Origin of the sequence: Kribbella sp. NPDC026596, from assembly GCF_040638415.1 — a bacterium.
Classification (GTDB): Bacteria; Actinomycetota; Actinomycetes; order Propionibacteriales; family Kribbellaceae; genus Kribbella.
In genome coordinates this window covers 91,171-113,096 of sequence record NZ_JBEZYF010000026.1, presented here as the reverse complement: position 1 = coordinate 113,096, position 21,926 = coordinate 91,171, and the positions used below count along the sequence as shown (strand labels likewise).

At 68.4% G+C, this 21,926-nt stretch carries 19 protein-coding genes; 11 read left to right on the top strand and 8 right to left on the bottom strand.

Annotated features, from left to right (window positions below; translation table 11 throughout):
* Positions 1–206: 206 nt before the first annotated feature.
* Together AB0E63_RS22620 and AB0E63_RS22615 are read left to right on the top strand one after the other, a co-directional pair.
* Positions 207–374: a hypothetical protein gene (locus AB0E63_RS22620; RefSeq protein ID WP_360369407.1), complete on the top strand. Its 168-nt coding sequence runs from the start codon at positions 207–209 to the stop codon at positions 372–374.
* A 104-nt stretch (positions 375–478) separates the two neighbouring features.
* A complete protein-coding gene (locus AB0E63_RS22615) occupies positions 479–1,219 on the top strand; it encodes a DUF5995 family protein (RefSeq protein WP_360369404.1) in 741 nt (246 codons plus the stop codon).
* Here the strand turns inward: AB0E63_RS22615 and AB0E63_RS22610 are convergent.
* Complete coding sequence (locus AB0E63_RS22610; RefSeq protein ID WP_360369402.1) at positions 1,216–1,920, bottom strand: M50 family metallopeptidase; 705 nt, start codon at positions 1,918–1,920, stop codon at positions 1,216–1,218. The two genes, AB0E63_RS22615 and AB0E63_RS22610, sit on opposite strands and share 4 nt — an antisense overlap.
* Before the next feature lie 128 nt (positions 1,921–2,048).
* Here AB0E63_RS22610 and AB0E63_RS22605 point away from each other — a divergent pair, with 128 nt between their 5' ends.
* The 4 genes from AB0E63_RS22605 to AB0E63_RS22590 are packed head-to-tail and all read left to right on the top strand — an operon-like array spanning position 2,049 to position 6,708.
* On the top strand, positions 2,049–4,172 hold the full coding sequence (locus AB0E63_RS22605; protein WP_360369400.1) for a S41 family peptidase: 2,124 nt from the start codon (positions 2,049–2,051) through the stop codon (positions 4,170–4,172).
* Positions 4,173–4,181: 9 nt separating this feature from the next.
* Positions 4,182–5,408, top strand: coding sequence for an aconitase X catalytic domain-containing protein (locus AB0E63_RS22600; RefSeq protein ID WP_360369397.1), 1,227 nt, complete (start codon positions 4,182–4,184; stop codon positions 5,406–5,408).
* Positions 5,405–5,833 (top strand): DUF126 domain-containing protein, encoded by a 429-nt coding sequence (locus AB0E63_RS22595; protein ID WP_360369394.1) that lies wholly within the window; start codon positions 5,405–5,407, stop codon positions 5,831–5,833. The genes AB0E63_RS22600 and AB0E63_RS22595 overlap by 4 nt, the downstream gene beginning before the upstream one ends.
* On the top strand, positions 5,830–6,708 hold the full coding sequence (locus AB0E63_RS22590) for a neutral zinc metallopeptidase (RefSeq protein WP_360369391.1): 879 nt from the start codon (positions 5,830–5,832) through the stop codon (positions 6,706–6,708). The genes AB0E63_RS22595 and AB0E63_RS22590 overlap by 4 nt, the downstream gene beginning before the upstream one ends.
* Here AB0E63_RS22590 and AB0E63_RS22585 read toward each other — a convergent pair.
* The gene (locus tag AB0E63_RS22585; protein WP_360369388.1) at positions 6,678–7,865 is read right to left on the bottom strand and encodes an MFS transporter; all 1,188 of its coding nucleotides are present in this window, start codon (positions 7,863–7,865) and stop codon (positions 6,678–6,680) included. The genes AB0E63_RS22590 and AB0E63_RS22585 overlap by 31 nt on opposite strands.
* Positions 7,866–8,182: 317 nt before the next feature.
* On the opposite strand from AB0E63_RS22585, the gene AB0E63_RS22580 reads away from it, so the two are divergent.
* Positions 8,183–8,995: a phosphatase PAP2 family protein gene (locus AB0E63_RS22580; protein WP_360369386.1), complete on the top strand. Its 813-nt coding sequence runs from the start codon at positions 8,183–8,185 to the stop codon at positions 8,993–8,995.
* On the opposite strand, the gene AB0E63_RS22575 is transcribed toward AB0E63_RS22580, so the two are convergent.
* On the bottom strand, positions 8,947–11,136 hold the full coding sequence (locus AB0E63_RS22575) for a bifunctional SulP family inorganic anion transporter/carbonic anhydrase (RefSeq protein WP_360369383.1): 2,190 nt from the start codon (positions 11,134–11,136) through the stop codon (positions 8,947–8,949). The two genes, AB0E63_RS22580 and AB0E63_RS22575, sit on opposite strands and share 49 nt — an antisense overlap.
* Positions 11,137–11,285: 149 nt before the next feature.
* A complete protein-coding gene (locus AB0E63_RS22570; protein ID WP_360369380.1) occupies positions 11,286–12,614 on the bottom strand; it encodes a nuclear transport factor 2 family protein in 1,329 nt (442 codons plus the stop codon).
* Between the two features lie 92 nt (positions 12,615–12,706).
* Here AB0E63_RS22570 and AB0E63_RS22565 point away from each other — a divergent pair, with 92 nt between their 5' ends.
* Entirely contained in the window at positions 12,707–13,087 is a 381-nt protein-coding gene (locus AB0E63_RS22565) for a helix-turn-helix domain-containing protein (protein WP_360369377.1), read from the top strand.
* 23 nt (positions 13,088–13,110) lie between these two features.
* Complete coding sequence (locus AB0E63_RS22560) at positions 13,111–13,884, top strand: SDR family oxidoreductase (protein ID WP_360369374.1); 774 nt, start codon at positions 13,111–13,113, stop codon at positions 13,882–13,884.
* A 1-nt stretch (position 13,885) separates the two neighbouring features.
* On the opposite strand, the gene AB0E63_RS22555 is transcribed toward AB0E63_RS22560, so the two are convergent.
* Entirely contained in the window at positions 13,886–14,641 is a 756-nt protein-coding gene (locus AB0E63_RS22555; RefSeq protein WP_360369371.1) for a DUF427 domain-containing protein, read from the bottom strand.
* 63 nt (positions 14,642–14,704) lie between these two features.
* Entirely contained in the window at positions 14,705–16,753 is a 2,049-nt protein-coding gene (locus AB0E63_RS22550) for a fibronectin type III domain-containing protein (protein WP_360369368.1), read from the bottom strand.
* 378 nt (positions 16,754–17,131) lie between these two features.
* Here AB0E63_RS22550 and AB0E63_RS22545 point away from each other — a divergent pair, with 378 nt between their 5' ends.
* On the top strand, positions 17,132–18,484 hold the full coding sequence (locus tag AB0E63_RS22545) for a lysyl oxidase family protein (RefSeq protein ID WP_360369365.1): 1,353 nt from the start codon (positions 17,132–17,134) through the stop codon (positions 18,482–18,484).
* A gap of 47 nt (positions 18,485–18,531) precedes the next feature.
* On the opposite strand, the gene AB0E63_RS22540 is transcribed toward AB0E63_RS22545, so the two are convergent.
* Positions 18,532–20,052, bottom strand: coding sequence for an MFS transporter (locus AB0E63_RS22540; RefSeq protein ID WP_360369362.1), 1,521 nt, complete (start codon positions 20,050–20,052; stop codon positions 18,532–18,534).
* 123 nt (positions 20,053–20,175) lie between these two features.
* Here AB0E63_RS22540 and AB0E63_RS22535 point away from each other — a divergent pair, with 123 nt between their 5' ends.
* On the top strand, positions 20,176–21,099 hold the full coding sequence (locus tag AB0E63_RS22535) for a LysR substrate-binding domain-containing protein (RefSeq protein ID WP_360369359.1): 924 nt from the start codon (positions 20,176–20,178) through the stop codon (positions 21,097–21,099).
* Here AB0E63_RS22535 and AB0E63_RS22530 read toward each other — a convergent pair.
* Positions 21,096–21,908, bottom strand: coding sequence for a UbiA family prenyltransferase (locus AB0E63_RS22530; RefSeq protein WP_360369356.1), 813 nt, complete (start codon positions 21,906–21,908; stop codon positions 21,096–21,098). The two genes, AB0E63_RS22535 and AB0E63_RS22530, sit on opposite strands and share 4 nt — an antisense overlap.
* Positions 21,909–21,926 lie beyond the last annotated feature (18 nt).

Sequence of the window (21,926 nt, the reverse complement as noted above, 5' to 3'; positions counted from 1 at the left end):
GGGGGGGGGTGCGCACGCCCTGGGTCTGGTGGGTTTAATCTTTGTTTTTTTGATCCACCCGCGCGGACTCTCCGTGCTCGCGGCTCCCCCATGGGTGGGGCGGGCGGGCCCTTGCCCCCCCCCACCACTCGACCTCCAGCATGGCTGCCCGCGCCGGGTCGAACCCGTCCGCCCCCGCACGTTCGACGAGCTCGTAGAAGCGGCGCATGTACGCACGAGCCGCATCCGGCTGGTTGTCCGGGAACGGCGACCACATCTGGTTGGCGCGCAGGACGTACCAGGCTCCGGCCACGGTCCGCCTCGGTGACATCCCGAAACCGGCTGCGACCATCCCGACGGACGCGACCATGAACCGCCGCCATTCGTGTCGGTAGTACGCGGCCCAAGCGTCCGTTTCACGGTTGCCGACGACCACTGGATCGAAGGACAGTGGACTAGTTCTGGTACCCCGCATGATCCCGCCCCCTGAGGAGATCCGATGAACGATGGTAATCCGGTATCCGGTGTCGTCGCGCGGATGCGGCAGCGGCTCGACGATCTGCCGGACGAGCTCGCGCACCGCCGGATCTTCCTCGGCACGTATCTGCGCACGACGCAGGCCGTGGGCTCCGCGATCGACCAGGCCCGCTTCGAGGACCCGGAGTGGGTCGGGGACTGGGACGTGAAGTTCGCCGAGCTCTACCTGCAGGCCCACGACGAGGACCTCAGCGGTAAACAGGTTTCCAGGCCGTGGCGGCTGGCGTTCGATGCTCCGGCGAATCTGCCGGCCCTGCGGCACGTGCTGCTCGGGATCAACGCGCACGTCAACTACGACCTGCCGCAGGCTCTGCTCGCGGTGATCAGCGACGACGACTTCGCCGACCCGTTCCTGATGGACCGGCGCCGGCGGGACCACGAGCGGATCGACGGAGTGCTCGCGGAGCGGGTCGGTGCGGAGGACGACGAGCTCGCCGCGTCCGGTCCACGGACTCTGCTCGATCAGCTCCTGACACCGCTCAATCGCTTGTCGTCACAACGGTTCCTGCGCGAGTCCCGGCAGAAGGTCTGGCACAACACCGTCGAACTGCAGCGTGCGCGCAGGCTAGGCAGCTATCCACAGCGGCTGGCCGAGCTCGAACTGCTGAGCGCGGCCAAGATCGCCGACCTGCTCAGGCCAGGTCAAGTCCTGCTCCGCCTGGCACTCACCGGCTTCGGCGTGACCCTGCCGCCACCGGTCTAGCCCGGCAGCACCCCGGACCACACCACGCCAAGCGCCAAACACCCAAGCGTCACCAGTCCGAACACGCCGACCCACATCACCGCCGGTACGCCGGTCAGTCGCCGAAGCTGATCCGCATCCGAACTGCGCCCCTGCCCACCACGCCGTGAGTACTGCAACTCAAGTACGGCGCGCGGTGCCGCCAGTAGAAGGAACCACGTGAGCAGTTGAGCGAACGCGGACTGGACCGACGGTGAACCCCACCACGTCACCCCGAAGACCACCGCACCGAAGACCACGACCGACCAAAGCCCGTAGAGATTGCGGATCTGGAGCAGCAGGATCACCAGCGCGACCAACAGTCCCCAGAGCAAGGCAACGGCGTACCCACGGCTCAGTACGAACGCGGCGGCGAGGCCGAAGAGGGCGGGACCGGGATAGCCGGCGAGCAGTACGGCGATCATCCCCGGACCGGTCGGATGGCCGCGCGACACGGTGACTCCGGACGTGTCCGAATGCAAGCGGATCCCGGCCAGCTTGCGTCCGACCAGTGCGGCGATCAGACCGTGCGCACCTTCGTGGGCGATCGTCACGACCTGCCGTGTCAACCGCCAGAACGGTCGCCACGCGATCAGCAGAAGGGCGACGACGCCCGTACCGATCACCACCCGCAGCGATGGATCCGCCTGTGCCGACGTGATGCTGTCCCAGAACTCACTCACCCGCCCATCCTTGCAGCCGGGCGGTCAACCACTGACCGTTGACATCACCGGGTGCGCGGACGACGGTTGAGAGATCGCGACCCGGGGAGGGGCGCTGTATTGGGGGAGTCATGTCTCAGCCACGCAGCATGAAGGCCACGGGGAAGACGACCGCGGCGAAGAAGACCGCCGCACCGAGGAAGACCGCCGTCAAGAAGACCACCACAGCGAAGAAGATCACCGCCGCGAAGAAGACGTCCGCAGCGAAGAAGACCACCGCCCGGCGGGAGCCGGCGAAGACGGCGACGGGGGCGAAACGCGCCGCCCGCGCATCCGTCGCGAGTACGACCAGAACCCCTACCTCGACGGCCGCGACGGAACAGGCCGCCCTCGTGCCGCTGCCCGACTTCCTGGAATCGGCGGGCACCCTGACCCTCGATCAGCGCAAGCTCCTGGTCGACCAGGCACTCCTGCTGCTCAGCGAGAACTACGTGCATCTGCCGCTGAAGGTCGCGATGCATGCGGTCAATCCGTTGCAGCGCCTGCGCGTGATGCGGGCCCGGATGGAACGCCAGACCACCGCCACGATGGAAGCCGAGTGGATCTTCCACCGCGCGATGTCGAGCATCTTCCACTCGGTCCGCGACCTGCACACCAACTACCTGCTGCCGGTGCCGTTCGCCGGGAAGATCGCGTTCCTGCCGTTCATGATCGAGAAATGCACCGACGAGGCGGGCGCCGACCACTACCTGATCACCCGGACCGTCACCGGCTACTCGGCGCCGCAGTTCGGCCCGGGCGCCGAGGTGACGCACTGGAACGGTACGCCGATCGCCCGCGCCGTCGCGCTGAACGGCGCGGTGTTCGCCGGTAGCAACGACGCGGCCAACCTCGCCCGCGGCCTGGAGTCGCTCACGCTGCGCCCGCTGGTGATCCAGGCACCGCCGGACGAGGCCTGGGTGACCCTGTCCTACCTCGGTCTCGACGGCTCCGACCAGGAGTTGCGCGAGCAGTGGAAGGTCACCACCAACCTCCCGCCGATGACGGACCTGGACGCGATCAGCGAGGCGTCCGCGTTGATGGGTCTGGACCTGGACTCCGACGAGAAGGCGCGCGCGAAGAAGGCGCTGTACGTCCGCGACGTCGTCGACCTGGAACGCGGCCAGAGCTCCGCCGAGCTGCGCACCCCGGCCGCTGTCAGCGGTGCCGACCTGCCGACCACGATGCCCGGCGTCTTCCGGGCCCGCGAGGTCAGCACGTCGTCCGGGATGTTCGGGCATCTTCGCATCTTCACGTTCAGCGTGCAGGACCCGGTGGCGTTCCGGGACGAGTTCGTCCGGCTGGCCGGCCTGTTGCCGCAGACCGGCCTGATCGTGGACGTCCGCGACAACGGCGGCGGGCACATCTACGCCAGCGAGTTCACCCTGCAGACGATGACGCCGCGGCACATCTCGCCGGAGCCGGTGCAGTTCATCAGTACGCCGCTCAACCTCGCGATCTGCCGTCGCCACCGGGAGAACCCGGCCGGCATCGACCTCGGTCCGTGGTTCGACTCGCTCGACCTGGCCACCGAGACCGGGTCGACCTATTCGGCCGCGAAACCGATCACTCCGGAGGACGGTGCGAACGACATCGGTCAGACGTACCACGGCCCGGTGGTCCTGATCACCGACGCCCGGGTGTACTCGGCGACCGACATCTTCGCCGCCGGGTTCGCCGACCACGGCATCGGCACGATCCTCGGCGTCGACGACAACACCGGCGCGGGCGGCGCGAACGTGTGGACCCACGGGTTGCTCGCCGCGTTGCTGAACGAACCGCCGCCACCGGACGAGAGCTCGCCGTACGTCGCCCTGCCGAACGGGGCGAACATGCGGGTGGCGATCCGGCGGACGTTGCGCGTCGGCGGGTTGTCCGGCACGCCGGTCGAGGACCTCGGGGTCAAGCCGACGGAGACCCACCGGATAACCCGTGCCGACCTGCTCGAAGGCAACGTCGACCTGCTGAACCGGGCCGGTGCGCTGCTCGCGGCGATGCCGGTCCGCCGGATCGACCTGAAGACGTCGTTCAGCGGTACGACGCTCACCGTCGAGATCGATGTCCAGGGCATCGATCGGGTTGACATCTACCTCGACGACCGGCCGATCAGTTCCGAGGACCTGACCGGGGTGCCGCTCAGCATCGACATCCTCGAGGTCACCCCCAGCCAGCTCCTGCGTGCCGACGGCTTCGAGTCCGGGGCCCTCGTCTCCTCTCGTCGAATGAAGGTCTAGTTTCGAGGCATGCAGAGTCTCCACCTGACCGCCGAGGAAGAAGCGATGCTCGGCGGTCAGGAGGGAGACGGCGTCGCGCTCGCGATGCGCGTGATCGTCAGCCTGGCGGAGATCTCCGAGGCACCCCGGCTGGTCGAGATCACTTCGGCGCATGTCGACTCGTGCCTGTACCACGGTCAGGTCAGCCTCGACTTCGCGCACCGCCTGGTCGACCTCGGCGCCAAGGTGCGCGTCCCGACCACGCTCAACGTCGGCTCGCTGGATCTCCTGCATCCCGAGCTGGTCCGTGACCGTGACCTCGCGGACGCGGGTCGTCAGCTGATGTCGGCGTACGTCGCGCTCGGATGTACGCCGAGCTTCACGTGTGCGCCGTACCAGCTGCCGAACCGTCCCGGGCTCGGTGAGCACATCGCGTGGGCGGAGTCGAACGCGATCGTGTTCGCGAACTCCGTGCTCGGCGCGCGGACCGACCGGTACGGCGACTTCCTCGACATCTGCGCCGCCATCACCGGGCGAGCGCCGTACGCCGGACTCCAGACGACCGAGGCACGGCGGGGGACCGTGGTGTTCGACTGCCGTCCGTTGGGCCGGTTCCTGGAGTCGGAGCTGGCGTACCCGCTGCTCGGGCATCACGTCGGCTCGGTGGTCGGTGCCGGAATCCCTGTGCTGCTGGGGATTCCTGCGGATGTGAGCGAGGACAGGCTGAAGGCTCTCGGGGCGGCAGCTGCTTCGGCTGGGGGAGTCGCGCTGTTCCACGCTGTGGGGGTGACGCCGGAGGCGCCGACGGAGGTGTCCGGCCTGCCGGTCCGTGAGGTCGACCTCACCACACTGCGCGAGGTGCGACGGTCGTTGTCGACGTTCTCGTCGGGCGAGCTCGATGCGATCAGCGTCGGTACGCCGCATGCGTCGTACGCCGAATGTGCCCGACTGGCGGAACTCGTTGGTAGCGGGCCTGCGTTGAAGGTGCCGTTCTACCTGTCGACTGGCCGGGTGACGCGAGCACGCGCGGAGGAGACCGGCGTACTGCGGGTCCTCGAGGCCGCGGGGGTGACTGTGGTGGTCGACACCTGCACCTACGTGACGTCGATCCTGTCGCCCGGTTGGAAGAACGTGATGACGAACTCGGCCAAGTGGGCGCACTATGCCCCCGGCAACATCAACGTGTCGGCCGTTCTGGGGTCGCTCGAGGAATGCATCGCGTCCGCCCGGGCCGGCAGCGTGGTGCTCGACGCATGATCGTTTCGGCCCGCACTCTCCACCCTGGCACGGCATCCGGCGATCCGATCCGTCTCACGGCGCCGCTGTCTTTCTGGGGCGGCACCGATGAGAACGGCCGCATCGTCGACGCGCATCACCCGCAATGCGGTGCGATCCTGGCCGGCCGAATCCTGATGATGGAATCCGGCCGCGGCTCCAGTTCGTCGTCCAGCGTCCTCGCCGAGCAGATCCGCGCACGCACCGCCCCCGCCGCCGTCATCCTGGCCCGCCCCGACCCGATCATCCCCCTCGGCGCCCTGATCGCCCACGAGCTCTACGACCTCGCGACTCCCGTGATCGTCGTCGACCAACCGACGTACGACGCTCTGCCGATCGACCGAATCCTGCAGGTCGAAGCCGGCCCCACCCAAGCCACCATCAGCTGGTCTACAGTCGCCCGGTGAACATCCGCGGCGCGGTCGCCCTCTGCGCGGCCGCCGTCTTACTCCTCACCGCTTGCACGAGGACCGATGCACCGGACGCAGCTGCGAAGGCGGGCGCATCCGAAGCGGCCAAGCTGCGGTCAGAGGTGCCAACGACGGTCCCGACCACGGAGTCGACCGCACCGGTCAACGCGCCGGTGCAGCCGGCGGCCCTCGCGCGGAATCCGATCTACCGCGCTGGAAAGCTGCCGTCGCCGAACTGTGCGGAGCCGGAGCTGGAGCCGACCTCGCTGCGGAACGTGCGGGCTTACTACGCCGACTTCGTCGCCTGCTTGAACGAGGCGTGGGCGCCGGTGATCCGGAAGGCCGGGTTCACGTTCACACCGCCGAAGCTGGACGTCGTGCTGGGCAAGTCGCCATCGTCCCCGTGTCACTTCTACGACGGACCGGCGTACTACTGCGGCGACACCATCTACCTCGACGCCCAGGCCGATCTGGACGGCTATGAGGACGATCCCGAGACGGCGTCTACCTGGATGGCGGTGACGATCGTGCATGAGTACGGGCATCACGTGCAGGCGCTGACCGGGATCCTCGCGGCGACGTACAAGCGGGGGATCACGCTGAACGGGATCGAGTTGCACCAGGAGGAGAGCCGCCGCGTCGAGTTGCAGGCCGACTGTTTCGGCGGCGCGTACCTCGGCGCGGACGCGGTGTCCTTCCCGGCTGACGACGACTGGCGCGAGATCTGGGAAGAGGTCGTCAGGAGCACGGAGGACCCGGATCACGACCATGGCAGCGTTGCGAGCTTCGGGCTCTGGAGCGAGGCCGGCTTCGACGCGGGCGGGCCGGGTGCCTGTAACACCTACACGGCGGATTCGGCCTTGGTCGGCTGACTCATGAGTACGGCGGTTGCCGCGAAGAGGGCCGCGCAGGCGGTGAGGGCCAGTGGAAGCGTGGTCAGGCGGGCGATGGCGGCGATGGTGAGGCCGCAGATGATTTCGCCCAGATACTCGAGTTGGGCCAGGAACGAGTGCGTGGTGGCGCGGACGTCCGCGGTCGTCCGGGCGTTGACCCAGATCGTGCTGATCACTCGCGTGAGTGGGGTGACGATGCCGGCGAGCAGTACGACGGCGATCACGCCGACGACCGGGTCGCGAGCGAAGGCCAGCATGAGCATGCTGAGTACGCCGGCGACGGCCGCCAGCGCGTAGTCCGTCCGGGCGTGGGCGCCGTCGATCCGGTGGGTCACCAGGCGAAGCACGATCGCGCCGACGATCAGGCCGATCACGCCGAGGGCGGTGAACCACACGATCGGATCGGGATCCCTGGGTAAGCCGAGGTCGAGGAGCTGCTTCTGGGTGAGCCGGCCGGCCGCGTCCGAGGCGCCGTTGACCAGGAACGTGGCCGCGAAGATCAGCAGGATCGCGCGACTCCGCCGTACGAGCGTGAGACCGCGGCGGAACGTGGTCCAGGACGCCGACCAGCGGGCGGTCCGGATCGCGACGAAGTTGTGCTCGGTGAAGCGGAGCGCGACGTAGAGCGCGAGTGACATCATCGCGGCGCCGGCGATGACGATGGTGAGGTCGCGGCGGGTCGCCCAGGCGAGCGGGCCCAGAGCGATCAGCCCGGTCGCGGCGCCGGTCAGCTGAGCGCGGGCGGCACGGGCCAGAACGGCGGTGATCTGGTCCGGCTGGTCGAGTTCGTCGGTGATCCAGGCGACGTCCGAACCGCTCGCGAACGTCCACGAGATCCCCCACAGCACCTGGGTCGCGACGAGAGCGGGGAACGACCCGAACAGTCCGGTGGTGAGCATCGCCGTACCCATCAGGAGCTGCGAGATCACCAGGGACCACTTGCGGCTGACCGTGTCGGCGAAGACGCCCGCGGGGATCTCGCAAACGAGCGCGAACACCCCCTGCACCGACCCGATCAGCACCAGCTCGGCAGGCGAGAGGCCGGCATCCACCACCAGATAAACGCTGGTGACCAACCACCACCCGTTGTGCAACACCGCCCGCATCCACGTCCACCGGATGAAGACCGTCACCATCCAGGCAGCCTCCCGGCCCCACACCACCACCGTCCACCGATTAACCCACGCCCCAAGCGAGGGCCAACAACCCTGCCCCGAGGGAGGCAGTGACCAACACCCCCCGCCCCGAGCGAAGCGAGTGGCGGGGTTCTTTCCCTTGGGTGTGAGTTGGTTCATATTGTTCGCAACTATCAGCAGGTTGCGATAATTTGAAAGAGTGCCGAGGATCACAGTGGAAAACGAATGACCGTTCTTGATTTCGGGGCGGCCCGCGGCGCAGGGTGGAAATTCAGAGAACGAGCGTTCGGTTTGATGTGGGGGTCGACGTGGCGCAGATGACTCTGGAGCGCGTGGGACAGCCGCTCCCGGCGGCCACAGCTCATCGCGGGATCTGGCGGATCGTGCGCGAGATCGCATTGCTGGCAGTGCTGTTCGGGGCCTACAACCTCGGCCGGTTCCTGTCCGCGGATCACACGGGATCGGCGTACAAACACGCCGACGAGCTGATCCGCTGGGAGAACTGGCTCGGCCTGCCGAGCGAGGCGACCGTGCAGCAGCAGGCGTTGCGGATCCATGGTCTGGCCGACATTGCCAACGTGTTCTACGCGAGCGTGCACTTCCCGCTGACCGCGGTCGTGCTGCTCTGGTTGATGATCCGGCGCCCGGCCGAGTACGGGAAGGCTCGCTGGGCGCTCGCGTCGCTGACCGGGCTGGCGTTGATCGGGCACATGTTCTTCCCGCTCGCGCCGCCGCGGATGATGCCGGGCTGGGTGGACACCGGCGTACTGCTCGGGCAGTCCGTGTACGGACCGAGCACGGACTCCGGGGTGGCGAACCAGTTCGCCGCGATGCCGAGTCTGCACGTCGGCTGGGCGTTCATGGTCGCGGTGTTCCTGATCCGGGCGACTCGCTCACGCTGGCGGTGGCTGTGGATCGCGCACCCACTGCTCACGTTCACGGTCGTCGTCGTGACCGCCAACCACTACTGGCTCGACGGCCTGGTCGCGATCAGCCTCGCGCTACCGCTGCTCCTGATCTTTGACGTACGGCGGGTGCCCGAACTAAGAATGTCGAGCCCCGCCGACGCCCGTTCGTTGGATCAGCGTGTGCCTGAGGCGGCGAGTTCCTCGTCGGCGCGGACCAGGTAGGGCTCGCGCTCGAGCACCAGCCGCGCCGCGGCCGCGCCGATGTCGAACCACAACCCGATCAGCTCGAGCCGGCCTTCGGCCTCGGCCTGGCGAACACACGCGAAGCTGCGCAGGTTCGCCAGTTGTACGCCGACGTTCGCGACCGACAACTTGTCGGCCGGCGAGAGCTTCACCCCGGTCGCCGGGTCGACGATGTCCGGCAGCCCGACCGCTCGCCGGACCGACGGTTCGAGGTGGCGCAGCCAGTTCTGCAGGCCTGACCCCGCGGGAACGTTGGCCTCCAACGCTGCCGCGGCGGCGCCGCAGTGCGAGTGACCGCAGACCACGATCGACCGCACGCCGAGCACCTCGACGGCGTACTCGATCGCAGCGTCGACGGAGTTGCTGTTCGAGCCCTTCGGCGGAACGAGATTCCCGATGTTCCGCACGCAGAACTGATCGCCGGGACCGCTGGTGGTGATCATCGTCGGCACGATCCGCGAGTCCGCGCAGGTGATGAACAGGTGGGCCGGCCGCTGCCCGTCCGCCGCGAGCTTGGCCAGCATCGGCCGGATCTCGTCGGCCGCGGCCTCGAACGCGCGGATGCCGTCGAGCATCGAGACCCGGTGGTCGGGCGCGGGGATGACGTGGGGTTGCCAGGGCAGCAACCGCCGCGCCGGATCGGAGTGCATCGCGGCCCGGAACGCCGCCCGATTGAGCTCGACCGAGCCGCCGCGTGCAATGTGTCCGCGCCGCCAATCCTCGATCGCCTCGTACGCCGCATGGTCGAGATGGTCGACGTCCAGGTCGACCCGGACCCGCGCACCGGTCGGAATCGACCGCAGTGTGCGCACCAATGACGCGACGCCGAGGAACACGAGTGTGCCGCGGATCCGCACGGTCCACAGCCCGTCCTCTTCGGTCGCGATGACGGTGGCCCGGGCCAGTCGATAGAGGACCCGCGCGATCGCGAGCACCAAACCGAGCAGGACACCTTCGGCCAGTCCGAGTACGGCGACGCCCGCTGCGGTCACGACGTACACGAGCAACTCGTCGTGCCGGCGCAGCGTCCGGATGTGCGCGAGCTGAACCAGGCGCAACCCGGTCACGAGTAGGACGCCGGCCAGTGCGGCCATCGGGATCTGTTCGAGCATCGAGCCGGCCGCGAGCACGAACGTGGCGATCCAGATGCCGTGCAGGATCGCGGAAGCGCGGGTCCGCGCGCCGGCCGCGACATTGGTGGAGCTGCGCACGATCACGCCGGTCACCGGCATGCCACCGAGTGCGCCGGACACCGCGTTCGCGGCGCCCTGGCCGATCAGCTCACGATCCAGGTTGCTGCGTTTGCCGCGATGAAGCTTGTCCACGGCAACGGCCGACAGCAGCGACTCGACACTGGCGACCAGGGCAACGGTCAGCACCGCGGTCAGGATCTCGACCGGGGTGCCGTCGGGGATCGTGGGCAGGATCAGCTCCTTCAGGGGCTGGTCCGGCAGGTCGACCCGGGTGACGTCGACCATGAACACCGCAGCCAGTGCGGTCACCGCGACCACGGCGACGAGTGGCGCCGGAATCACTTTGACCTTGGGCAGTCTGGGCCACACCAGCACGATGGCGACGGTCAGTACGCCGACCACGACCGAGTGACCGTGGTGGGCTATGAGCCGCGCGGGGAGCGCGGCCACGTTGGCGATCAAGGAACTCTGCGCCTTGCCGCCGAGCACCACATGCAACTGCTGGACGGCGATCGTGACGCCGATGCCCGCGAGCATGCCGTGCACGACGGCGGGGGACAGGGACAGGGCGAGCCGCCCGATCCGGGTCACGCCCAGCAGGATCTGGACGAGGCCGGCGGCACAGGTGATGCCGGCGGTCGCGGCCCAGCCGAACTGGCTGACGAGACCGGCGACGACAACCGTCAGGCCGGCGGCCGGACCGCTGACCTGCAAGGGGGAGCCGCCGAGCACTCCGGCGACGACACCACCGACCACCGCGGCCACCAGGCCGGCGATCAGCGGGGCGCCGGAGGCGGCGGCGATCCCCAGGGAGAGGGGTACTGCGATCAGGAAGACCACCAGCGAAGCCGGTAGGTCGTGGTGAAGGACCGACTTCCACCTGGACTCAGCAGGATCGGAAGAAGGCGGGGAATGGGAAGTGGACATGGTCGGCACGGGTCCTCCGGCGTCGGTGCTCTGGGCATCAGGCGTCGAAACAAAGAGTGTCGATCTGATTACCCATCGTACTGATCCGTTCAAGGCCCGAACAGCGGCAATTCCAATTCGTTGCCGACGGCCCAGAAGATGACGATTGCTCAGGGCATCGAGTTGCCCGGGAACAGCATCCGGCGCGCATGGTCGGTGTCGGTGTACTCCCGGACCGCGACGATCAGACCGTCCTGAACAGTGAAGACCGCTCCACAGTTGTTGTCATAGGCACCACCGCCCAGCGCGGTCGCCTGTGCGGTCCACTCGGCGAACACCTGCCCGCCGTCCGCGATGACATTGGTCAGCTTGATCGTCACCGGCATACCGGGCGCGAACAGACCACCCGCGGCCGCACCGAGGAACTCGTCGACGACGGTGTCCCGGCCTTTCCACTCGCCGGACAGCGGGAGATCGCCCGGGTACGTCCACACGACGTCCGGCGCGAAGCTGTTCCGGATCGTCGGCAGATCGCCGGCCGCGACCGCCTCGACGTACCGGGTCACAACGGTCTTGGGGTCCATCCGGGGTGTCTCCTCCTGCAGAGTCAGTACGGCGTTGCCGCGGATCCGGCGGTTGCGTAGGGCATCGAGTACGGCGTCCGTCTGCGACCAGTCCTCGATCCGGCCGAGCTCCGGGTGGAGCCGGCCCGTCGCGACCAGGCGCACCAGAGTCGCCAGGTCCTCGTCGTCACGGCCGTCGGTGTAGTGGAAGTGCCGGATGGTCGCGTTCTCCGGTCCGTCGAACAGGCTGAAGAAGTCCAGCTCGATCGGTTGCCGGCTCGCCTGGCCGAACCAGATCAGCTGACCGCCGTACGCGAGTTTGGACAGGGCGATCGGCAGGCTCGCGCCGCCGACGGATTCGAGCACCAGGTCGAACGGGCCGCGGGCGTCCGAGACGTCGTACACGAGAGTTTCGGCGCCGAGTTCGAGCAGCCGCTCGCCACGGGCCGGGGACGAGACCACCGCCGTGAGGGATGCGCCGGCCGCGGCGGCGAGTTCGGTGACGTAGTGGCCGACTCCGCCGGACGCACCGGTGAGCAGGATGCGTCGGCCGATCACGCTGCCCGCCGTACGCAACAACCGCAACGCGGTCAGCCCAGCGAGCGGAAGGGCGGCCGCCTGCTGGAACGAGACGTCGTCCGGCAGTACGGCGACCTGCGTGGTCGGTGCGGTCACGCGCTCGGCCCAGCCCGAATGCGGCAGATGTGCGACGACTCTGGATCCGATCGGCGGCCCGTCGGCGGGAGATTCGACGACGACGCCGGCGATGTCCTTGCCCGGTCGCCAGCCGTCCCGTGGCCGCTCCAACTGGAAGGTCTCGCCGCGATTGATCGAGAACGCCGCCACCTCGATCACCACCTCGCCCGGGGCGGGCTCGACCTCGTCCACCTCGGCTACCGCAACCTCGCCCGGTCCGACGGGTACCACTGCTCTCATGTGCCTTGCCTCTCGCGCTTAGACTCGCCACTGACGCTACGAACCCCGTCGTGGCGGCGGAAGACAGCACTAATTACTGCGCTAGGTACCAAATGGATACCGACCAGGTCAGAGGTAAGTGGGACGCCACCAAAGGCGCCTGCCCGACACGTCAGGTGCTGGGCCGGATCGGCGACACCTGGACGATGCTGGTGATCAGCACGCTGGAGAAGAACGCCACGCTGCGCTCCGGCCAGCTCAAGTCGACCATCGAGGGCATCACCCAGAAGATGCTCACCCAGACCCTGCGCAACCTCGAGCGCGACGGCGTCGTCCGGCGTACGGTCGTCGCCACGGTGCCGGTGACCGTGAGCTATACGCTGACACCGCTCGGCCTGAGCCTGGCCGCGGCCGTCGCGACGATGCGGACCTGGGCCTACGACCACATGGACGAGATCGCCGCCGCCCGCGACGAGTACGACGCCAATAGCTGAGACGCCAGCACCTGAGGAGTCACGTGGATCTGCAACTGTCCGGCAAGACCGCGGTCGTCACCGGAGCCAGCAAGGGAATCGGTCTCGCGTGCGCCGAGGCGCTGGCCTGGGAGGGTGTGAAGGTGACCGGGATCTCCCGTGACCCGGGCAACCTCGCGAAGGCGCAGGAAGCGCTGGCGGCCAAGGGGCTGAGCTACGATGTCGAGGCGGTCGACCTCACCGACCCCGACGCGACCAAGGCTGCCTTCGAGCGGATCGGCGTACCGGACATCCTGATCAACTGCGCGGGAGCGGCCCGGCGGACTCCGGTCGACGAGCTGGACAGCAAGGCGCTGCACGCCGCGATGGACGCGAAGTACTTCACCTACATGCACGCGACCGAGGCGGTCATCGGCGCCATGGCCGCGCGGGGCAGCGGCGTGATCGTGAACGTGGTCGGCCAGGGCGGCCGCGCGGCGAACCCGCTGCACATCGGCGGCGGCGCGGCCAACGCGGCGCTGATGCTGGCGTCGGCCGGCTATGCCAAGGCGTACGCCGGACGAGGCGTCCGGGTCAACGTGATCAACCCCGGCACGACCCGCACGGGTCGCGTCGACGAAGGCCTCGAGGCCGCGGTGCGCGCGACCGGACGCCCGAAGGAGGAACTCCTCGAGGAGCTGGTCGCGGAGATCCCCATGGGCCGCGCCGGCGAACCGGAAGAGGTCGCCAACGTCGCCGTCTTCCTCGCCTCCCCACGGGCCAGCTACGTCACCGCCTCCATCATCACCATGGACGGCGGCACCACCGCCGGTATCTGATTCAGTTCGGCGGACCGCTCCGCAGGTTGACGTTCGTGAATGGCGTGATCGGGCGTTCCTGCGGTCCGTCGTCGATCGTGATGTCGACGTGTTCGTTGAAGAACGCGACCTGGTTGGCGATCGGGAGCAGGGGTGCGGTCGGGAAGTCGTAGGACCACGCGACGTCGGGGACCCCGGCGGCGGACCAGTAGGCGGAGGTCTTGCCTTTGTACGGGCACGCCGTCACGGTGTCGACCGGGGTGAGGTGCTCGAAGTTCACGCTCGTCCGCGGGAAGTAGTAGCGCGGCGGCAGGCCGGTCTCGAACACGATCACGACCGACTCGGAGTCCGCGACGACCTCGCCGTTGATCGCCACCTGGAAGTGACGCGTTGATCTGATCGCATCACACCGCGCATACGGGTTCCGTGGGTGGACGAAGACCTCCTCGTCCTCCTCGAACCAGCTGTCGAGCGCGTCCCACTGGAACCGGACCCGGTCCTTCGCGACGCCATCGTCGTACACCCAGGCCTTACCGCGGCCGGCGGTGTGCACCCGGGCGACGCCGTGGGCGAACTCCTTCGTCTCGCCGGTGTCGGTCAGCACCCCGTCCGCCACGTCGGCGAGTGGCAGGTAGTACTGCGGGTACGGCGGGAACTCCCACAGGTAGATCGCGTCCTTCGTGTCGAGTACGACGCGGTCGTCAAGGGTCGCGCGCACCCGGCGGGGGACCGGAGCGGTTCCGCCGGGAGGCACGAGTGCTTCTGGATAGGCGCTCATGAATCCATCGTCCGTCATACCTCGTCACTACGGCAGACGTCGGACGAACGGTTCCTGAACACCTCAGACGGTGATCCAGTCGATGTCGGCGATGTAGCCGGACGGGTTGCTGACCTTGATGGAGTTGGCTCCGGCAGTCAGCTTCAGCGGGAGGTAGGTCACTTGCGGCGTACCCCAGTCGTTGTCGCCGAGGCCGTGGTAGTTGACCCAGTAGGTGTCGGCGTCGTTGACCGTGAGCATGCTCTGCCGGCTCGTGTCGCCGTCGGTGTAGGCGATCTTGACCAGATAGGTGCCGGTGGTCGGGACGGTGATGTCATTCAGCGTCACCGAGGCGTCGTACCCGATGTCGCCGATCTTCTTACCGCCGGAGCACAGCGTGCAGCCGTTGGCGCTGGCGTTGCCGGTCAGCGTGCTGTTCGCGGCCTCCGCCTCGTACCGGATCGGGCCACCCGACTTCGCGGTGAACATGGTCACCGGTGCGCTCGCGTCCGACGTACCGCCGCCCTTCACACCCTTCACGCTGAAGGTGTACTGCGTCTGCGGCAGCAGCCCGGTCACCACGGCGCTCGTGGTCGTGCTGGTCGCCACCTGCTTGCCATTGGCAAACACCTTGTACGACGTGGCGCCGGTGCTCGGCCGCCAGTTCAGCGACACCGTGGTGCGGCTGACGTCGGTCGCCGTCACGTCGGCCGGGATGCTGACCGACGGCCGGCTGTTCGGCGTGATCTTGTACAGCTTCGACCCGTGCGCGGGCAGAGCTGCGCTGACCGAGCCGGAGACATTGTGAGTGTTCTGGTTCGCCCAGATGTCGCGGACGGTGGCCTTGCCGTCGATGCCGAGCTGAGCGAAGTCGCCGGTCACGGTGGCCGGGGTCTCGGCCAGGTTGAACAGTCCGACCGTGACGCTGCCGTCGGCGTTCTCGGCGTACCAGGTCTGCTGCAGCTGGTCCTGGTTCAGCGGGCGGGCCGGGTTTCCGGACTGGTTGATCGCGATGACCTCGCGGTTGGTCAGCAGCTTGAGGCCATACGCGTCCAGCTTGGTCAGGTCGTCACCGGCGAACAGCGGCGCGGCGTTGATCGCCCAGAAAGTCATGTAGCTCTGCCGCTCGGCCTCGTTGATGCCGTCCATCTCGCCGACGCCGACGTTGAGCGCGTCCAGGTTGTTCCAGTGACCCGGTCCGGCGTCGTCGATCCATTGCGGCAGGTCCCACCAGCGCTGCTTCACCGAGCCGTCCCAGCGGACGATCGTGTCGCAGTAGCACTCCACGTCGGTGTCGATCCGCCAGCCGTTCGAGTTCTGCTTCCAGGTGTCGGCGTAGCGGTGGCTGAGCGACCAGGACAGCGTGTACTGCATCGGGCGGCCGGCGTCCTGCACCGCGCGCCACCACGCCTCGACGTCCTCGGTGTTGTTGTGGTTCGGGTCGTCCGGTGCGCCCTTCCAGGAGCCCGGGCCGACGCCGTCCATCTTGATGAAATCGACGCCCCAACTGGCGAACAGCTTCGCGATCGAGTCGGCGTACTTCTGCGCGCAGGGGCTCTCGTAGTTGATCTTGTACGCCGCGTCCCAGCCGTTGGTCTTGCGCAGGTCCGGGTAGACGATGTCGCGGGTGAAGCAGCCGGGCGCGTCGTAGATCGGCGTGTTGCCGTCGCGGTAGACGTCGATGCCGAGGCCGACCACGGTGTAGATGCCGAACTTCAGGCCGAGCTTGTGGATGTCGTCGCCGACCGCCTTCATTCCGCGCGGGAAGCGCTGTGCGCTCGCGACCGGGCGGCCGTACTCGTCGCCGCCGTCCTGCCAGCCGGCGTCGACGTTGATGTACTCGTAGCCGTACGGCTTGAGCTTGGTCGCCAGCGCCTGGGCCTGGGTGAGGATGTTCTTCTCGCTGATGAAGCTGCCGGGACCGTCCGGGTTCACACCCGGGTAGTTGGTGGACTGCAGGCTCCAGCTGCTCCAGCCCATGTAGGGCTTGGCGGCGACCTGGGGGTACTTGGCCGGTACTGGTTGTTGAGCGCGGACAACAACGGGCTGGACCGCATCAGCCGGGGCGATCGCGGCGGCCGTCGACACCAGGGCGACGGCGGCGAGCGCTGCGGCGGCAGTACGGCGTCTCATCTTCAACACGGTGTGTTCCTCCGGATGACCGGGGAGTGAGCGGACCCGGCCGAGCCTAGGAGGCTTAATTTACGTGGTCAAGTATTCGGAGCTCATGACTTCCTGTGACGAGACTGCCATCGAACCTTCATCAACTTCGGCCCGCGGCGGGGGCGTCGTACGAGCGAGAAGACCGGCTCGTGAGGATCCGGTCCGAGAGCAAGAGGGGGTTCCATCATCAATACTTCAAGGAGATTCCGCCGGACGGCGATCGCCGCGGCCGGTGCGGCCGGACTGGTCGCGCTCGCGGCCGCCGGAGCGTCGGCGGCGTCATCGAGCACGACGTCGGGCACCGCGACCGCGCGGCCGGCGTTGAAGCTGGTTGCCGGGAGTACCGACGTGACGCTGGACAGTATCGAGGATTATGGCGTCGATCTGGACCTCGGTACCCACGTGGTGGCCGGGAACGCGCCGATCGAGGTGCGCGCGACGCGGGCGTCGTACAAGTCACCGGTGGTTGCGAAGCAGTACGTGAACGGGAAGGCGACGCGCGTACTGCCGAAGGGTCTCGTCACGGACTTCTCCGGACTGGGAAAGTTCCTGCACATGACCCTGACCGATGCGTCCGGCAAGAAGGTCGTGGATCAGGACCAGTCGGTCTGCCTGAACGGTGACGGGTCGCGCACCCGACCCGATGCGCCGGCGACTTCGCCGTACCCGGAAGGCTGTTCGGCGAACCCGTTCACGCAGGGCGCGGTGTGGGGCCTGCAGACCGGCTGGTCGTCGAACACGTTCACCGGGTACGGCGCTCCGGTGAAGCTTGCCGTCGGCAAGTACAAGGCCACGGTCACGGTGAACAAGGCCTACCGGGACTTCTTCAAGATCGGCGCGTACGACGGCGCCGTGAAGCTGAACGTGACCGTGCGGCAGAGCGAAGACTGCGGGCATGGTGTCCGTGGTTGCTTCGCCGGGAAGAAGACTGCGGCTGCGGCGAACTCGGTGACGCCGAAGCCGAACGCGGCCCGGCCGACCGGCAAGGCGAGCGTGCCGAAGGGCCCGAAGCCGGACCTACGGCCGGTGCCCGCGTGGGGGATCGAGGTCACGCCCGGCGAGGAGGGGACGCCCGACGCGGCCAAGGACTTCCTGCAGTTCTCCGCGACCGTATGGAACGCGGGTCCGTCGCCGCTCGTGCTGGACGGCTTCCGGCAGCAGGGCAAGGACCTGATGGACGCGTACCAGTACTTCTACGACGCGAACGGTAAGCAGGTCGGGTACCAGAACACCGGCACGATGGAGTGGGATGCGCGGGAGGGCCACAACCACTGGCACTTCACCGACTTCGCCCGCTACAGCCTGCTGAACTCGAAGCAGAGCGAGGTGGTCCGCAGCCAGAAGGAAGCCTTCTGCCTGGCCGCGACGGACTCCATCGACTACACGGTGAAGAACGCCAACTGGCACCCGTCGAACACCGACCTGCACACGGCCTGCGGTAACCACGGATCCCTTTCCGTCCGCGAGGTCCTCGACGTCGGCTCGGGCGACACCTACGTACAGTCCCTGCCCGGCCAGTCCTTCGACGTCACGGACCTGCCGAACGGCACGTACTACGTCCAGGTGGTCGCCAACCCGGAGAACCGCCTGTTCGAGTCCAGCTCCAAGAACAACGTGGCGCTGCGCGAGGTCGTCCTCGGCGGCACCAAGCACCACCGCACGGTCAAGGTCCCGCCAGTCGGCGTGATCAACGTCCCGTGATGATCCGGGGCAGGGCCGGGGGCAGCTCCCGGCCCTGCCCCGGATGCCTAGTGGTGCTGGGGACGGCGCCGGGCGCGCAGGGGGCGGGCGTGGGAATCGGTACGAGCGTGCTGTCGGCGGCCGAGCACGAACGGGCGGGACGTGCGCGGGGCCGGGATGCTCGTCGGGGCCGCGAGCTGGATCGTGGTCTGCTCGAGGCGGAGCGGGGCCCGGTGCCAGGGTGAGCGGCTACGGACCAGCACGAGCCGGAACCGGCCGTCGCGCCGGAGACGGAGGCCGATCGCCACGGTGGCCACGGCCGGGATCAGGCCGGCGAGCAGCAGGGCGGTCCGCGCGCCGAAGTGCTGAGCGAGGTAGCCGACCAGCGGCCCGCCGATCGCACCGCCGCCGATGAATACCAGGTTATAGATCCCCGACACCCGCCCGCGGAGCCCGTCCGGCGTGGTCAGCTGGACCATCGACTGGGCTGCGGTGAGGAACATCAGCGTCGCCATGCCCATCGAGGCCAGCACCGGGATGAAGGTCCACAGCGACGGCTGGAGCGCGGCCAAGACCTCGGTGAGCGTGAGCAGCGACGCGATCCCGATCAGGTTGCGCAGGCGGGTCGGACGTACTCGCCGCGCGGACAGCAGTGCGCCGGTCAGCGCCCCGACCGCGACCACCGAGTTGAGTACGCCGTACCCGGTCGCGCCGGTGTGGAAGACGCGGTCGGCGAACGCGGTCAGCGTCACCGGCAGGCTGATGCAGAACATCCCGTAGATGCCGACCAGAGCGATCGCCCACCGCACCGCCGGCTCGTGGAACGCGTACCGCACGCCGTCGCGCAGCCCGTCCCGGATCCGCATCCCCGCACTCGCGTTCCGGACGGCGTGCTGCCCGTGCATCTCGCTCTCGCGCATCCGCAGCAAGGCGCTGATCGAGGCGAAGAACGTGCAGGCGTTGATCGCGAAGGCCCAGGGGGTGCCCAGTACACCGAGCAGCACCCCGCCGAGGGCCGGCCCGGCCATACTGCCGAGCTGGAAGGTCGACGACACCATGCTGATCGCGTTCCGGATCTTGTCTCGCGGAACCAGCTCGGTGACGAACGACTGCCGGGTCGGGTTGTCGACCGCGGTAGCGAGTCCGAGGACGAACGCCATCGTGTAGACGTGCCACACCTGAACGTGGCCGGTGAACCCGACGACGGCCAGGATGCCGGCGCAGGACCCGAAGGTGGCCTGGGTGGCGAGCAGAATCTTCCGCTTCGGGAAACGGTCGGCGATGACGCCGCCGAACAGGCCGAGCACCAGGGTGGGGAGGAACTGCAGGGCGGTGGTGATGCCGACCGCGGTGGCGCTGCCGGTGAGCGTGAGGACCAGCCAGTCCTGGGCGATGCGCTGGATCCAGCCGCCGGTCGAGACGACCAGCAGTCCGCTGACCAGGAGGCGGAAGTTGCGGACCTGCAGTGCGCTGAAGGTGTCCTTGAAGCCCGGGCGCCGCTGGGTCTCGCGGAGGCCGGCGGGGGTGGTGGTGCGGTGGGTGTGGAAATCGGAGACGGACGGAACAGAACCGGTGGCCCGGGTGGTCAAGAGTGTTCCCTACGGGAGTGGACTGTCAGGGGAGGACACGTCCATCCTCACGGTTCGGTCCTGAATTCCGACAGCGAATTACTCGTATTACTCTTATTGCGTCGCGTAATGAGAGGTGCATCGATGTACGACCCGGACCAGCTGCGGACGTTCCTGGCGGTGGCGCAGTCGCTCAGCTTCACCCAGGCGGCCGAGCGGCTGGGTATCCGGCAGCCGACGGTGAGCCAACATGTCCGCAAACTCGAGGTGGCCGTCGGGCGGCCGCTGTTCGTGCGGGACACCCGGACGGTGACGCTGACCGCGGACGGCGAGGCGATGGCCGGGTTCGCCCGGACCATCCTGGCCGCGCACGAGGAGGCCGCCGGGTACTTCACCGGCTCGGAGCTGCGCGGCCGCTTGCGGTTCGGAGTGACCGACGACCTCGCGCTGACCCCGCTGCCGCGGATCCTGCGCGACTTCCGCCAGCTCTACCCGCGGATCGACCTCGAGCTGACCGTGGCCCAGAGCCCCAACCTGCTTCGCCGCGTCGAGTCCGGACACCTCGACCTCGCCTACGTGAAGCACGGTGGCGGCGGCTACGAGCCGAACGGACGACTGGTACGACGGGACCCGCTGGTCTGGGCCGGGATCGCTGGGACGCGGATCGCCCCAGACGGTCCGGTCCCGCTGGTCGCCTACCAAGCACCGTCCCTCAGCCGCTCGCTCGGGGTGCAGTCGCTCGAGCAGGCCGGCCGGTCCTGCCGGATCACGTGCATCGTCCGCGGAGTGAACGGCGTACTCGCGGCGGTCCGGGCCGGCCTGGGGATCGCGATCTTCGCGCGGTCGCTGATGCCCGCGGACCTGGTCGAGCCGCCGCCGAGCGCCGGGTTGCCGGAGTTGCCGCCGATCGACCTGGTCCTGATCACCAACCCGCGCGCCGCGAAGGAACCGGCCGAGGCGCTCACGGCCGCGATCCTCGGCAGCAACGCACCACTCAAGCCGGACGCCCGCCTAGACACGCGAATCGCCGCCGACCAGCGAATCGCCGTCGGCCGGCGCGTCGCCTAGATCAGCGCGTCGCCTCGGAGGACGAGGGCGAGGATGCTGACGGCGGCGATCGCGATCGTGACCAGGAACGGCGCGTCCCGCCACGCGACGATCACCACGAGCAAGCCCGCGACGACAGCCAGCGCGATCCAGCCGACCACCCCGATCGGACCCGGCGGCGCGATCACCAGCAGCCCGGTCGCGGCCGCCAGCGGCACCGGCGCGAGCAGCCGGGCGTACGGCCCCAGCCGCTGCGGCCAGCCCCGCACACCGGTCGCGAGGTCGTCGTCCAGGTCGGGTACGACGTTCGCCAGATGTGCACCGATCCCGAGCAAGGCGCCGGCCGCGGTCGCCCACCACGGAGCCCAGACCCCGGCGGTGCCGAGCGTGACGAACGAGGGCAGTGCGCCGAACGCGACGGCGTACGGGAGCCAGGAGATCGCGGTCGACTTCAGTCCGAGGTTGTACGCCCAGGCGCAGGCGACGAAGAGCAGATGCACCAGTCCGGCCGCGATCCCGTTGGCCAGCGAGACCGGGATGGTGACGACGAGCATGATGCCCGCGCCGATGGCGAGAGTACGACGACTCACCAGTCCACGCACCACGGGCTTGTCCTGGCGGTTCACAATGGTGTCGCGGGCGGCATCAATCGCGTCATTGCTCCAGCCGATCGAGAGGTGGCCGGTGAAGATCGTTGCTGCGACGAGGAGACACCCGGCCGGACTTCGGCCGGCCGACCAGGCAACGGCCGTGACCAGCGCGGTGACGGCGATCGTGGGTCCCGGGTGGCAAGCCAGTGCGAGACCACGCACGGTCCGCAGGATGCTCACCGAAGTAACGATGCCACG

Bases quoted from the DNA above. Each gene is read 5' to 3' on its own strand.
- AB0E63_RS22535 (WP_360369359.1), top strand. From the start codon at position 20,176: ATGTACGACCCGGACCAGCTGCGGACGTTCCTGGCGGTGGCGCAGTCG.
- AB0E63_RS22565 (WP_360369377.1), top strand. From the start codon at position 12,707: ATGGATACCGACCAGGTCAGAGGTAAGTGGGACGCCACCAAAGGCGCC.
- AB0E63_RS22570 (WP_360369380.1), bottom strand. From the start codon at position 12,614: ATGAGAGCAGTGGTACCCGTCGGACCGGGCGAGGTTGCGGTAGCCGAG.
- AB0E63_RS22605 (WP_360369400.1), top strand. From the start codon at position 2,049: ATGAAGGCCACGGGGAAGACGACCGCGGCGAAGAAGACCGCCGCACCG.
- AB0E63_RS22550 (WP_360369368.1), bottom strand. From the start codon at position 16,753: ATGAGACGCCGTACTGCCGCCGCAGCGCTCGCCGCCGTCGCCCTGGTG.
- AB0E63_RS22585 (WP_360369388.1), bottom strand. From the start codon at position 7,865: ATGGTGACGGTCTTCATCCGGTGGACGTGGATGCGGGCGGTGTTGCAC.
- AB0E63_RS22575 (WP_360369383.1), bottom strand. From the start codon at position 11,136: ATGTCCACTTCCCATTCCCCGCCTTCTTCCGATCCTGCTGAGTCCAGG.
- AB0E63_RS22595 (WP_360369394.1), top strand. From the start codon at position 5,405: ATGATCGTTTCGGCCCGCACTCTCCACCCTGGCACGGCATCCGGCGAT.
- AB0E63_RS22580 (WP_360369386.1), top strand. From the start codon at position 8,183: ATGACTCTGGAGCGCGTGGGACAGCCGCTCCCGGCGGCCACAGCTCAT.
- AB0E63_RS22600 (WP_360369397.1), top strand. From the start codon at position 4,182: ATGCAGAGTCTCCACCTGACCGCCGAGGAAGAAGCGATGCTCGGCGGT.
- AB0E63_RS22620 (WP_360369407.1), top strand. From the start codon at position 207: ATGTACGCACGAGCCGCATCCGGCTGGTTGTCCGGGAACGGCGACCAC.
- AB0E63_RS22615 (WP_360369404.1), top strand. From the start codon at position 479: ATGAACGATGGTAATCCGGTATCCGGTGTCGTCGCGCGGATGCGGCAG.
- AB0E63_RS22555 (WP_360369371.1), bottom strand. From the start codon at position 14,641: ATGAGCGCCTATCCAGAAGCACTCGTGCCTCCCGGCGGAACCGCTCCG.